12 protein-coding genes and 1 tRNA gene are annotated in these 12,551 nt (G+C 53.5%); 3 read left to right on the top strand and 10 right to left on the bottom strand.

The genetic code is table 11. The annotated features are described in order from the left end of the window. Positions 1-101: 101 nt before the first annotated feature. The 4 genes from DS739_RS08380 to DS739_RS08395 all read right to left on the bottom strand — a co-directional run bounded on the left by DS739_RS08380 (position 102) and on the right by DS739_RS08395 (position 3,959). Positions 102-764, bottom strand: coding sequence for an ATP-dependent Clp protease proteolytic subunit (locus DS739_RS08380; RefSeq protein WP_019088390.1), 663 nt, complete (start codon positions 762-764; stop codon positions 102-104). Positions 765-938: 174 nt separating this feature from the next. Continuing rightward, positions 939-2,273 carry a trigger factor gene (gene tig / locus DS739_RS08385; protein WP_006116554.1) on the bottom strand — a complete coding sequence of 445 codons (1,335 nt, stop codon included), beginning with the start codon at positions 2,271-2,273 and terminating at the stop codon, positions 939-941. 88 nt (positions 2,274-2,361) lie between these two features. After that, positions 2,362-2,446 (bottom strand) — tRNA-Leu (locus DS739_RS08390). A gap of 49 nt (positions 2,447-2,495) precedes the next feature. Further along, on the bottom strand, positions 2,496-3,959 hold the full coding sequence (locus tag DS739_RS08395; protein WP_035352638.1) for a bifunctional ADP-dependent NAD(P)H-hydrate dehydratase/NAD(P)H-hydrate epimerase: 1,464 nt from the start codon (positions 3,957-3,959) through the stop codon (positions 2,496-2,498). A 158-nt stretch (positions 3,960-4,117) separates the two neighbouring features. Between DS739_RS08395 and DS739_RS08400 the strand changes: the two genes are divergently transcribed. The 3 genes from DS739_RS08400 to DS739_RS08410 all read left to right on the top strand — a co-directional run bounded on the left by DS739_RS08400 (position 4,118) and on the right by DS739_RS08410 (position 7,975). Next, the gene (locus DS739_RS08400) at positions 4,118-4,573 is read left to right on the top strand and encodes a membrane protein (RefSeq protein WP_006116552.1); all 456 of its coding nucleotides are present in this window, start codon (positions 4,118-4,120) and stop codon (positions 4,571-4,573) included. A 180-nt stretch (positions 4,574-4,753) separates the two neighbouring features. After that, positions 4,754-6,667 (top strand): DEAD/DEAH box helicase, encoded by a 1,914-nt coding sequence (locus DS739_RS08405; protein ID WP_006116551.1) that lies wholly within the window; start codon positions 4,754-4,756, stop codon positions 6,665-6,667. Positions 6,668-6,676: 9 nt separating this feature from the next. Continuing rightward, on the top strand, positions 6,677-7,975 hold the full coding sequence (locus tag DS739_RS08410) for a class I SAM-dependent RNA methyltransferase (RefSeq protein ID WP_006116550.1): 1,299 nt from the start codon (positions 6,677-6,679) through the stop codon (positions 7,973-7,975). Here the strand turns inward: DS739_RS08410 and DS739_RS08415 are convergent. The 6 genes from DS739_RS08415 to sufC are packed head-to-tail and all read right to left on the bottom strand — an operon-like array spanning position 7,929 to position 12,544. Further along, positions 7,929-8,297, bottom strand: coding sequence for an iron-sulfur cluster assembly accessory protein (locus DS739_RS08415; protein ID WP_035352636.1), 369 nt, complete (start codon positions 8,295-8,297; stop codon positions 7,929-7,931). The two genes, DS739_RS08410 and DS739_RS08415, sit on opposite strands and share 47 nt — an antisense overlap. A 25-nt stretch (positions 8,298-8,322) precedes the next feature. Next, the gene (locus DS739_RS08420; protein ID WP_006116549.1) at positions 8,323-8,811 is read right to left on the bottom strand and encodes an SUF system Fe-S cluster assembly protein; all 489 of its coding nucleotides are present in this window, start codon (positions 8,809-8,811) and stop codon (positions 8,323-8,325) included. Continuing rightward, positions 8,798-9,250, bottom strand: a complete 453-nt coding sequence (sufU, locus tag DS739_RS08425; RefSeq protein WP_006116548.1) for a Fe-S cluster assembly sulfur transfer protein SufU — start codon at positions 9,248-9,250, stop codon at positions 8,798-8,800. The genes DS739_RS08420 and sufU overlap by 14 nt, the downstream gene beginning before the upstream one ends. Then, on the bottom strand, positions 9,247-10,494 hold the full coding sequence (locus DS739_RS08430; protein ID WP_006116547.1) for an aminotransferase class V-fold PLP-dependent enzyme: 1,248 nt from the start codon (positions 10,492-10,494) through the stop codon (positions 9,247-9,249). The genes sufU and DS739_RS08430 overlap by 4 nt, the downstream gene beginning before the upstream one ends. After that, positions 10,494-11,756 carry a Fe-S cluster assembly protein SufD gene (gene sufD, locus DS739_RS08435; protein WP_170315317.1) on the bottom strand — a complete coding sequence of 421 codons (1,263 nt, stop codon included), beginning with the start codon at positions 11,754-11,756 and terminating at the stop codon, positions 10,494-10,496. The genes DS739_RS08430 and sufD overlap by 1 nt, the downstream gene beginning before the upstream one ends. Positions 11,757-11,773: 17 nt before the next feature. Further along, positions 11,774-12,544, bottom strand: a complete 771-nt coding sequence (sufC, locus tag DS739_RS08440) for a Fe-S cluster assembly ATPase SufC (protein ID WP_006116545.1) — start codon at positions 12,542-12,544, stop codon at positions 11,774-11,776. Positions 12,545-12,551: the final 7 nt, after the last annotated feature.

Raw genomic sequence — 12,551 nt, forward strand, 5'->3', positions numbered from 1 at the left:
TCCCAGGCCCCATCGCACCGAGAGCCGAGTCCCAGAACGTGTGTGCCTGCCTTACGGCAGGCGTCTTCCCTATTGTAACAGGAAGATTACTGTACGCCAGATTAAGGATGACTTTTATCCTTCTTGCCTGTTTCTGTCGCCTTATGGTGGCTGATCACCTCATCCACAATCCCGAAGGACTGAGCTTCGTGGGCGGACATGTAGGTATCACGCTCCAACTTCTGCTCAATTTCCTCCAACGTGCGACCTGTATGTTCACGGTAGATTTCATTCAGCTTCTGACGAATGATCAGAATTTCACGCGCCTGAATTTCGATATCACTTGCCTGACCCTGCGCGCCACCAGAAGGCTGATGCACCATAACACGCGCATTTGGCAGCGCGAAACGGCGCCCTTTTTCACCCCCAGCCAGCAACAAGGAGCCCATAGAAGCTGCCTGCCCGATGCACACTGTGCTTACGGGGCTGCGGATGTACTGCATGGTATCATAAATTGCCAAACCGGCAGAAACCACACCACCCGGGCTGTTGATGTAAAAAGAGATTTCCTTGTTCGGATTCACGCTTTCTAGATACAGAAGCTGCGCGGAAATCAAGGATGCAACCTGATCGTACACGGGACCAGTCAGGAAGATGATCCGCTCTTGAAGCAGGCGGGAATAGATATCAAACGCCCGTTCACCGCGAGAGGTCTGTTCGACCACCATCGGTACCAGCGCATTGCTGAAAATCTCAACGGGATCACGATCCCTCATACCACTCATTCCCGTATAAAAAACTGAATTAGCCCTTCCCGCCTTCCTGCGCAAACACAAGAAAGCTCAGGCACTCTGGTTCAAGATAGAGATAAAGTGGAAAGATGCCACCCCGGAAAAGAAAAACATGCCCAAAAAGAATGTCCCGCCAGTTCACACTGGCGGGACACGGCCTTTTTCTTATTAGATATTCGCTGGTGGAATATCTGAAAGTTCCTCTGGTGTGACCTCTTTATCCGTCACTTTAGCCAGTTCAATCAGGTAATCGACAACCTTGTTTTCAAAGATTGGCCCCCTGAGGGATTCTGCGGCCTGCGGATTCTTCTGGAAGAATTCGAACACCTGCTTTTCCTGACCTTGGTAGCGCATGGCTTCTGCCCGCACTGCCCGGCCCAATTCGTCCGGCGTAACCGTAATATTGTTCTTACGGCCAATTTCAGCCAGAAGCAGACCCAACTTTACGCGGCGTTCCGCAATTTTACGGTAATCAGCGCGAAGGGTTTCTTCATCTTTGTTCTTGTCTTCGTCATCAAGCTGGCCAGACTTACGGTCTTCTTCAACGCGCGCCCAGATCTGGTTGAATTCTGCATCCACCATGCCTTCTGGCGCAGTGAAATCAGTTTTCTTTGCCAGTTCATCCAGCAGCTCACGTTTGATACGCAGACGAGAAAGCTGATCATATTCGCCTTCAATCTGCTTGCGAATCAGATCTTTCAGCTGATCAAGGCTTTCAAAGCCCATCTTCTTGGCCAGTTCATCATCAATCGGCGCATCAACAGGCTTCTTGATCTGCTTGGCTTTGATATCGAAGGTTGCTTCTTTACCTGCCAGCTCAGTTGCGCCGTAATCTGCGGGGAAAGTTACCGTAATAACTTTTTCTTCGCCCGGCTTCATGCCTTCGATCTGCTCAGCAAATCCAGGAATAAAGCCTTCGCCGCCGATTTCAACGTTCACATCTTCAGCGGAACCGCCTTCGAAGGGAACACCGTCGCGCTTACCAACAAAATCGATAGCTACCACATCACCCTTGGCAACGGGGCGAACTTCTTCCACCACTTCAAAAGTGCGACCGCGCTTAGCGATATCTTCCAGCACCTTGTTGATGGCTTCATCGCTTACGTTCGCCTTCAGGCGTGTCAGCGTGAGATCAGACAGGTCTGGCACAGCGATTTCTGGCAGAAGCTCTGCTTCAACTGTGAATTCCAGATCTTTTCCATCATCGGCCTGCCCCGAAACCAGATCCACCTTAGGCTGACCAGCAGGACGGATACCGCGTTCGTCAAAAACGTTACGCAGAGCATCAGATACCGTCTGTTCCAGCACTTCTGCCCACACGCTTTCGCCGTAACGCTGCTTGGCCAGAGAAACAGGCACCTTACCCGGACGGAAGCCCGGCAGATTTAGGTTTGCTGCAACTTCCTTCAGCCGCGCATCACGCTTGCTGGCAATTTCCGCCGCTGGAACTGTTACGGTAAAACCACGCTTCAGCCCTTCGGAAAGGGTCTCGGTAACCTGCATCGGTCAGGCCTTCCTTTCGGTACAAAACTCAAACACCCGCTACGCAAAGGCCGTCGCGGACCAGGACGGGAGCATGACTAAAATAAATTGGTACGGGTGGAGGGACTTGAACCCCCACGACTTGCGTCACCAGAACCTAAATCTGGCGTGTCTACCAATTCCACCACACCCGCTCACAATGCTCACCGTCACGAGTTGGGTGGACTTAACCCAAACATTCGCTCACGGCAAGATGCCGATGTGCGAGTTCACCCTCTGTTTCTGCATATGAGCTGCTTTTTCTCGCGCAGCGCCCAAATGAAGGTCCAAATCTTCCGCCACAGGCCACGGCCCAGCTTGCCGCCCAGCTTCCCCATGCAGCCACACGCCAGCACATGCAGCCTCCCACGCTGGCATACCAGCAGCCAGCAGGGCTGAAATAACACCAGAAAGTGTATCCCCTGAACCCGCTGTGCCTAAAGCTGGAGTTGCATGGTCATTAATTGCAAGCCGTCCGTCTGGCGCTGCAATCATGGTGGAAGCCCCTTTTAGAACCACCACAGCCCCAATCTGCTGGGCCGCCTGCCGAATATGCTCTGGCGGATTACTGCCCACTGGGCCGAATACGCGGGTAAACTCCCCAACATGCGGCGTTATAACTGCAACGCCTTTAAGTTTTTCAGAGTCGCCCGCAGAAGCGCTTAAAGCACCGGCATCAGCCAGAACGCTCTTTTCTGCCGCTAACAACACCGGCAGCGTGGCCTGCACTTCCGCCTCTGTTAAACCGGGGCCGCAAACCCACACGCGGCGGCGCTTGTCTTGCAACAATGTCGGCAACGGTGCTGCATCTACAATAAGGCCGGGCGCACCCAGTTTATAAGCCGCAGCACCCGCACCTGCAGCCACACGCACCAAACCAGCACCGGCAGCGCGTGCACCGCCTGCACATAAGCGGGTTGCACCCGGCATGGATTCGCCCGCGCAAATACTCACCACACCGCGCGTATATTTATGACTTTCAGGGCCGGGAATCGGCAAATGCCACAAGCCGGGCTCATTCCGCCACGTTGTTGGAGGCACCTGATCCAACGCAGCTTCTGGTATTCCGATATCTGCCAGAATCAACCGCCCCAGATATTCTCTGCCCGGATATAGTAAATGCCCCGGCTTGAACCGGCAGAACGTTACTGTCATGGCGGCCTGCGGTGCATATCCACGCACCAAGCCTGTCGCACCATCCACACCTGAAGGCATATCAACAGCAACAATACGCCGCGCCGCTTGCAGAACTTCAACAGGCAAACCCGTAACGTCTCTGCTCAATCCTGCACCGAAGATAGCATCAACTACCAAATCTGCCCGCGCAGATTCCTGTGCTGAAAATGGCACGCGAACACCTCGGAATCGGGCCGAGGCTTCTGCCGCCGCGCCGCCCAGCTTGGGCGCCACCATTTCCGCCACAGCCACAGGCCAACCTGCATCATGAAGATGCCGCGCAACCACGTATCCATCCCCCCCGTTATTGCCGGGGCCACACAGCACAAGCACGCGGGCTGGCTTTTCGTATCGGAAAATAGCGCGCGCCACCGCGCGACCAGCATTTTCCATCAATACGGAAACGGGCACAGTCTGCGCCGAAATATGGTCAATTCTCCCCATTTCATCAGGGGAATAAACGCTCAGAAGAGAAGGATATATTGCTGCCATACCGAGCCTCCACACATAGAGCAGACGATAATTTGTGCAAATATAGCCTCTTGCGCAGTGTCCGTCCCCTTGGCAATCAGGCAGCAGACAAGCGTTGGACGATACCCCCTTCCCCGCCCCGCGCCTTTTTCCTGCATTAACGCCAAGCGGAGTTCAGCATGCCCCATTCCATTCTCTGGAGCCTTGTTCTCACCCTCCACCTTGTCAGCATCATCTTGTGGATTGGTGGTGGTGCCTATGCCGTTATTATTTTGCGCCCGAGCCTGCGCTTACTGGATGCAACACAGCGCAATTCTGTGCATTTGCAGACATTGGCCCGCTTTTTTAAGGTTTTAACGCACGTTATCCCCACAGCACTGATTACCGGCTGGCTGCTGATTATTCATGAAGGTGGGTTTGCAAACGCACCATGGACAACCAACCTCATGCAGCTTTTGGGCATTATCATGGCTGTGCTGTTTGTTATGATGTACACAGGGCCTTACCAGAAAGCACGGCGCTCCATCCGCCCGCAGCCTTCTGTGTTCGACTCCATCCGCTCCCGCGTGCTGCTTATTGTTGCGTTGGGCGTGCTGGCAGTGCTTTCTGCCTGCCTTGGCCATCCTTTTGCCTAAGAAACACAGTAACATTCTGCCAAAAACTTGATTTCAGGCCAAAACAGCTTTATCGGAACAAACGCCTGACCGGGTAGATACGTGAATCGGTGCCTCAGTCACTTTAGTTGAGGCACCCCGATACGGGCAGGCTCTTCAGCCAGTGCTGACAACAGACAGACCTACGGTTCCGAGAGCAGATTGACAGCTAAAACGCCCGCCTCCCCCCGCAAGACAACAACACGTAGCCGCAAAAAAACGGCTACCCCTGCCCCTGTGAGCGCAGCAGATGCCACAGAAGATACGGGCACGGCAACCGAAGCTCCCGCTGAAAAAGCGGTTGCAGCCGAGGCAAAACCTGCCCCCAAAAAACGTGTTGTAAGGCGCCGGAAGCCAAAAGTAGAAAAAGCTGAAGAACCAGCTGCAACCGCCCCAGAACAGGCAGAAGCAACCCCAGCAACAGAAGTTCCCGCTCCTGTAGAAGCCGTGGCTTCTGCAGTTAAAGTTGTTGAGCAAGCGCCTGAAGTTGCGCCGGAACCCCCTGCGGAAAAGCAGCCTGCTCCAAAAGCCAAAGCAGAAGAAAACGCCACTCCAGAACTGGTTCCTGCTGAAAAAACCGCAGAAATTACCGTTGAAGCCGCAGAAGATACGGACTCCATCACATTTGCTGATCTGGAACTCTCCGAGCCTCTCCTACGTGCTATTTCGGACATGGGCTACACACACCCCACCCCCATTCAGGCTCAGGCTATTCCGGCCATTCTGATGGCGCGGGATGTTATGGGCGTGGCACAGACAGGAACGGGTAAGACTGCGTCCTTCACGCTACCCATGCTGGAGATTTTGGCGGATTCGCGGGCACGGGCCCGTATGCCGCGCTCCCTTATTCTGGAACCCACGCGTGAACTGGCGCTGCAGGTTGCAGAAAATTTTGTGAACTACGGCAAATACCTCAAGCTCAACCATGCTCTGCTGATTGGCGGAGAAAGCATGGCAGATCAGAAAGAAGTGCTGAACCGTGGTGTGGATGTGCTGATTGCCACCCCCGGCCGCCTGCTTGATCTGTTTGAACGCGGCGGTTTGATGCTGAACCACACCGGCATTCTAGTGATTGATGAAGCTGACCGTATGCTGGATATGGGCTTCATTCCCGATATTGAAAAAATTGTCGGGCTGCTGCCTCCTAACCGGCAAACACTGCTATTCTCCGCCACTATGGCGCCGACCATCCGTAAGCTGGCAGATACCTTCCTGCATTCTCCCAAAGAAATTACGGTTGCACGGCAATCTTCTGTGGCCACAACCATTACAACCGGCATTGTGGTGGTGGATGAATACAGCAAGCGGGAAACGCTCCGCCAACTGTTGAAAGACCCTGCGCTACAGAATGCTATTGTGTTCTGCAATCGTAAGCGTGATGTGGATATTTTAACCAAATCGCTCGTGAAGCATGGCTTTTCAGCCGCCGCTTTACATGGCGATTTGCCCCAGTCCGTGCGCTTTTCCACGCTGGAAAAATTCAAGAACGATGAACTGAAAGTGCTTGTGTGCTCAGACGTAGCCGCACGTGGCATTGATATTGGCGGTCTTTCGCACGTCTTCAATTTCGATCTGCCCTTCCATGCAGAAGACTATGTGCACCGAATCGGACGTACTGGCCGTGCAGGGCGTGAAGGCCACGCCTACAGCATTGCAACGCCGTATGATAAAGCGCTGGCCGAAGCTATTGAAAAGCTGACAGGCAAAGAAATTCCGCGCATGGCGCTGGATGGTGTGAAGCAGCTTGAATGGTCTGATGAAAAGCGGCCACCAGCGGGGCGCACACGCAAACCCCACACACCGCAGCGTAATCGGGAACGTGAAAATCCAGCTCCTGCAGCACGCGAACAGCAGCAGCCTGAAGCCAAACTCCAGCAGACAGCACGCCCAGAACGTCAGCCTACGCGCAATACACGCCATCAGCGGGATGAAATTCCACCCGCTCCCGGTGGTGATGTTCAGGGCTTTGGCGATATGGTACCAGCGTTCATGCTGTTGCCGCGCCGAAACTCTGTTCGGCCTGCCTCACCGGGCACAGATGCAACGGCTGAACGCGCCGCAGATACGCACGCCTGAACATAATCTGTGACTGAAACTTACGATACGGATGTTCTCTATCTGGCAACGCAGGGCGATGGTGCCGTGCGTACGCCAGATGGTTCTGTAGTTTACGTTCCGGAAACTCTTGCTGGTGAGCATGTGCGTCTGAATAAAAATTCAGATGGCAAGTGGCAGCTTGTTGAAGTTCTTCAACCTTCACCAGATCGGCAGATAGCGCCCTGCTCCTTGTTTGAACGCTGCGGTGGTTGCACGCTCCAACATGTAAAACCTGCTGCTATTTTGCAGTGGAAAATGGCTACTGTTCAACACGCTTTACAAAAGGCTGGGTTTAACAACCTTCCGGCATTTTCTGCCGAGCAGGTGCAGCCATACTCTCGCCGTAGAGCAGATCTGGCAGTAAGGCGTCAGCCTGATAGCATCATCATTGGGCTTCATGCGCGCAATAGCCACGCCGTTACAGACCTTACCACCTGCGTTGTGTTGCACCCCGACATTCTAGCGGCCCTACCCGCTTTTCGGGCCACACTCCGCAGCTTGAACGCCATTCGGCGTGAAGCCAATTTACATATCAATCTGCTGGATTCTGGGCTGGATGTTCTGTTGCAAACAGATGGGCCGCTAACTGCACCAGACCGCGTGCGTTTGGCGCAACTGGCTACAGAGCAGCGCATTCCGCGTATCAGTTGGCAGTTGATTAAAGATACAGGTCAGCCAGAAGTCGCGGCACAATCAGGCTCTGTTGTTCAGACAATTGCTTCTCACCAAATTACACCGCCACCTGGCACTTTTTTGCAGGCAACGGATGAAAGTGAGAAATATATTCAGGATGCCGTTGTAAAAAGCCTGCCCGCCAAGCTGAACCGCCGTGATATTATTACCGAGCTTTATGCCGGTTGTGGCACACTTACGTTTCCATTGGCAGAACATGCCCGCGTAAACGCTTACGAAGGCTACGCACCCGCTTTAGAAGCCCTGAAGAAAGCGACAAGCGGCACACGAATCAGCACATTCTGTCGGGATCTAAACCATCAGCCAGTTTTGGCTAAGGAAATAGCAGCTTCCGCTGTGGTTGTACTGGACCCCCCGCACGCAGGTGCAAAGTTGCAAATGCGCCAGATTGCGCAAGGGTTACCCACCCACATTATTTATGTAAGCTGTAACCCCGCCGCCTTGGCGCAGGATGCAAGCCTGCTGGCCAAAGCTGGATATACGGTGGAAAATGTAACTGTAGTTGACCAGTTTTTATGGTCTGCAGAAATTGAAGCCATTTGTAGCTTCAAACGTGAAAGCTCTCGCCGCAGCCGCAACGGCCTTTCTCGTTAGGGTTGGAAAACACAAACCCGGCCTCCAGATCACCTTCCTGATAATCCATTTCAGAACCAATCAGGTAAAGCGTAGCTTTGCGATCTACCAGCAAGGTTATGCCGTGATCTTTTACCACTTCATCGCCCTCACCTGCTGTATCCACAAACTGCATGTCATATGCTTTGCCGGAGCAGCCTTTGGTGCTTACAGAAATACGTAGCAACTGGCCCGCATGTGCCGTGGCATATAAATGCTGCAATCGATCTGCCGCAGCTTGAGACACCCGCATAAGAGGAGGAAGTTCCCGCTTTGTAGAAGCAACAGCCATTTTCTGAGACATTTTATACCCTCACCTTATTTTCGGTTCAGAACATGTTCAGCGCGAGACGGGCTTCATCACTCATACGCGACATATCCCACGGTGGATCCCACACCACTTCCACTTCTGCAGATTTTACACCTGGCACTTTTTCCACTGCTTCTTTCACCTGCACAGGCAGTTCCTGCGCGCTGGGGCAGTTGGGGGCTGTTAGTGTCATTTCAATACGCACGCGGCCATCATCATACAGGTCGATTGCGTAAATCAGGCCAAGTTCATAGATGTTCACCGGAATTTCCGGGTCATGCACTGTGGCAATCGCCTCAATAACCGCATCTTCCGAAACTGCACCGGCAGACTGCGGTTTAGCGGGCTGTTCTGCCCCTTCATCCGGTGTCCAGCTTTCTACTTTTCCGGCTTCATTTCCGGCAGGTGCATGATCAGCATGCAGCACATCGGCAGAAGCCTCTGCTGTTTTAGCTTCCTTTTCTACCCCTGGCAGAACGGGAGCATGCACGTCTTCAGACGTCGGCATGAGAAAGCGCCTCCTTTAACGCAATCCAAGGCAGTTCGGCACATCGTATCCGTGCCTTGTGAGACCGCAGAGGCTGGAAAACCTCTAACGGCCCTAATGAAGTATCCGCCGGTGCGGCAGGGGAACTTTGCCCCACCAGCATGGCAGAAAACCGACCAGATAGGCTGACAGCTTGCGCAACATCCAAACCAGAAACCTGCTGCGCCATTAAATCAGCCGCTGCTGCACAAATGGCGCATCCACGTGTGGTGTGGCGCACACTTTGGATATGGGTTGCATCCAGTGCGATATCCACCCGTGTTTTATCCCCACACATGGGGTTTTTGCCTTCGCCCTGCACTGAAGGTGCTTCCAACTTGCCCGCATATTGCGGAGCACGCGCGCGCTCTACAATCACGCGGTCATACAGGGCATCAGAATCTGGCACGGTTTGTGTCACACAAAAAATTCCCGGATACGCACCAACGTATCGGCAAGCGCGTCTATTTCTTCCTGCATGGTATAAATACCAAAGCTGGCACGTGCTGTGGCCGTTAGCCCCAAGCGACGCATAAGCGGCTCTGCACAATGGTGGCCCGCACGTACGGCAATACCGTTGCGATCCAGCAACGTAGCAATGTCATGCGGGTGCACATCCGCCATGGTAAAGGAAATAACGCCTCCACGCTCTTTGGGCTGCCCAACAATGTTCAGCCCCGGAACAGTGCTCAGACGCCCCAACGCGTAGCTGGTTAAAGCCTGTTCATGCGCTGCAATGGCATCAAAACCAAACTTTTCCACCCAAGCAATTGCAGCACCAAGGCCTATGGCTTCAACAATCGCAGGCGTGCCCGCTTCAAACTTATGTGGAACATTCGCCCATGTGGATTTTTCAAATGTTACGGTGGAGATCATGTCCCCCCCGCCCATAAATGGCGGCATATCTTCCAGTAGCGCACGCCGCGCCCACAAAACACCAATGCCGGTTGGGCCATATAGCTTATGCCCGGTAAAGGTATAAAAATCTGCTCCCAAAGCCTGTACATCTGTGCGGTGGTGCACCACGGCCTGGCTGCCATCAAACAGCACCAGCGCACCGGCTGCATGCGCCATATCAGCAATCTGGCGCGCTGGTGTAATGGTGCCCAGCACGTTGGACATATGGGTAATAGCAACAAGTGCTACTTTGCCATCAGACAAGAGCTGGCCGAACGCATCCATATCCAGATCACCAGCATCGGTAATCGGAGCTATGCGCAATTCAATGCCCATACGGTCACGCAGCATCTGCCACGGCACTAGGTTGGCATGGTGTTCCATTTCGGAAATAACCACAGCCTGCCCCGGCGTAAGCAGAGAACCAAAGGAATACGCAACCAGATTAATAGCTTCTGTGCTGTTACGGGTGAAAACAATTTCTTCCCGCGAAGGTGCGTTGAGAAAGCCCGCAACCTGATCTCTAACAGCTTCATAAGCCTCGGTTGCACGTTCACTCAGCCAATACAGGCCACGGTGAATGTTGGCATACTGATGGTGCATGGTGTGCACCATAGCGTTGATAACGGCATCCGGCTTTTGGGCCGAAGCGGCGCTATCCAGAAACACTAACGGGCGATCGTGCACTTTTTCCGACAGAATAGGAAACTGCTTACGAATAGCAGCCAGATCCAGCCCGGATGTATCTGTAATAGAAGGATGAGACATTACGCGGCCTTCCTTTCAGCAGAAAAACGGATTGCCAGCATGGCGCGGCAGTATTCCTGCGCCGTTTCATCTTCAATGAGGGAAAGCGCTTCATCCAGAAACGCTGCAATCAGGATCTGGCGGGCCTGTGCCTCTGGCACACCACGGCTACGCATATAAAACAGTTGGTCATCATCCAGCGCCCCCACGGTTGCCCCGTGGCTGCAACGCACATCATCCGCATAGATTTCAAGCTCAGGCTTTGCATCAATTTCTGCGTTTTCAGAAAGCAGCAATGCCTGATTCATCTGGTAGCCATCGGTTTTCTGAGCAACCTGTTCAACCAGCACCTTGCCTTGGAAAACACCCCGCGCGTGGCCATCCAGCACATTCCGAACAGTCTGGCGGGAAGTGCAGTCCGAAGCTGCATGGGTGATAACGCTCGTGATATCCCCCACCTGATGTTCTGCAAGATTTTGCGCACCATTTACATGCAACTGAGCATGTGGTGCCTTCAACCGCGCATGCACTTCATGCCGAGACAACAAGCCACCCAAACCAAGGGCAAAGCTATTGTAAACGCCATGCCCAGCAACCTGTACATAGGTTGTGGCCAACGCTATGGCTTGCGGCCCTTCTGTCTGCAACGTGGTATGATAGAGTTTGGCTCTTTCTCCCACCGTTACTTCCATAACCGGATTATGGAAATACTGCCCAACACCTGCGCTGAGTGACAGCAAGGAAAGATGCGCACCTTCTTCCAACACTACGCTATGGCGTGGGTGGAAAGAGATTGCGGTATCGCCCGCTACACCCAGAGAAATCAGGAGCACGCGCCCTGCATCTGCACCCTTGGCAACGTGCAATGTGGCACCGTCTTCCACCAAAGCCGTGTTCAGCGCCACAAGAGGATCTCTATCCGGGCTGGCCTGCACATCTGATGCCAGATTGTTCTGGCTAAAAAAGGAAACATCCACACCTTCTGGCAGAAGGCTGAGATCTTTCACAAATCGGCCATTCACAAACACAATGCGTGGCACAGACTGCACCGTATCATGCTTGCTAAGCAGGTTATCCAACAGGCTTTTTGCCTGCGCTGCATCATATTGCGCTGGTGGGGCCTGAAATTCCTGCGCAGCTAATGGGCGCAGGCTGGTATATTTCCATGCCTCTATATGCCTGTCTGGCAAGCCGGTTCTGAGCAGTGCGCCAATGGCTGCTTGCCGCTCCACCCCTTCAACATCGTTCAGGCGTTGCGCGAACGAAGATAGAGGGCCGCTCATATCTTTGCTGATCGCGTTCACGCCGCCTCCGTCAGAAACTTGGTGTAGCCTTCCTGATCAATTCTCTTGGCCAGTTCTGGCCCCCCAGAAAGAATAATCCGGCCTTTGGCCATAACGTGAATGCGGTCTGGCACCAGATAGTCCAGCAGCTTTTGGTGATGCGTAATAACCAGTGCAGAGAAATCTGGTGAGCGCAAACGGTTCACCCCTTCCGCCACAATACGCAGGGCATCCACATCCAGCCCACTATCGGTTTCATCCAGAATAGCGAAAGAAGGCTGAAGAAGTGTCATCTGCAACACTTCATTACGCTTCTTTTCACCACCAGAGAAACCAACGTTGACATTACGCTTGAGCATATCCGGCGCCATGGAGAGAGACTTGGCAGCCTCACGCGCCATTTTCAGGAACGCAACGGCATCCAGTTCTTCCAACCCACGGGCACGGCGCACAGCATTTACCGCCGTGCGCAGGAAATTGGCGTTATTCACACCCGGCAATTCAATAGGAGACTGGAACGCCAGAAACAGGCCCGCAGCAGCACGTTCTTCCGGCTCCATAGCCAGCAGATCCTGCCCCTTGAAGGTAACAGATCCAGCCGTAACCTCGTAATCCTCACGCCCAGCCAGAACATAGGAAAGGGTAGATTTACCACACCCGTTCGGCCCCATAATGGCATGCACTTCACCCGGCGGAATGGTGAGATCCACACCACGGAGAATCTGCTTTTCCTGCCCATCGGCATCAATCCGGGCGCACAGACCGGAAATTTCCAAAAACTGGCTCATGTTCTGT

The organism is Acetobacter sp. JWB, from assembly GCF_003323795.1.
GTDB classification, from domain to species: Bacteria; Pseudomonadota; Alphaproteobacteria; order Acetobacterales; family Acetobacteraceae; genus Acetobacter; species Acetobacter oryzifermentans.

Excerpts from the sequence above, each read along its gene's own strand:
- DS739_RS08380 (WP_019088390.1), bottom strand. The coding sequence starts at position 764 with ATGAGTGGTATGAGGGATCGTGATCCCGTTGAGATTTTCAGCAATGCG.
- tig (WP_006116554.1), bottom strand. The coding sequence starts at position 2,273 with ATGCAGGTTACCGAGACCCTTTCCGAAGGGCTGAAGCGTGGTTTTACC.
- DS739_RS08395 (WP_035352638.1), bottom strand. The coding sequence starts at position 3,959 with ATGGCAGCAATATATCCTTCTCTTCTGAGCGTTTATTCCCCTGATGAA.
- DS739_RS08400 (WP_006116552.1), top strand. The coding sequence starts at position 4,118 with ATGCCCCATTCCATTCTCTGGAGCCTTGTTCTCACCCTCCACCTTGTC.
- DS739_RS08415 (WP_035352636.1), bottom strand. The coding sequence starts at position 8,297 with ATGTCTCAGAAAATGGCTGTTGCTTCTACAAAGCGGGAACTTCCTCCT.
- DS739_RS08420 (WP_006116549.1), bottom strand. The coding sequence starts at position 8,811 with ATGCCGACGTCTGAAGACGTGCATGCTCCCGTTCTGCCAGGGGTAGAA.
- DS739_RS08430 (WP_006116547.1), bottom strand. The coding sequence starts at position 10,494 with ATGTCTCATCCTTCTATTACAGATACATCCGGGCTGGATCTGGCTGCT.
- sufD (WP_170315317.1), bottom strand. The coding sequence starts at position 11,756 with ATGAGCGGCCCTCTATCTTCGTTCGCGCAACGCCTGAACGATGTTGAA.
- sufC (WP_006116545.1), bottom strand. The coding sequence starts at position 12,544 with ATGAGCCAGTTTTTGGAAATTTCCGGTCTGTGCGCCCGGATTGATGCC.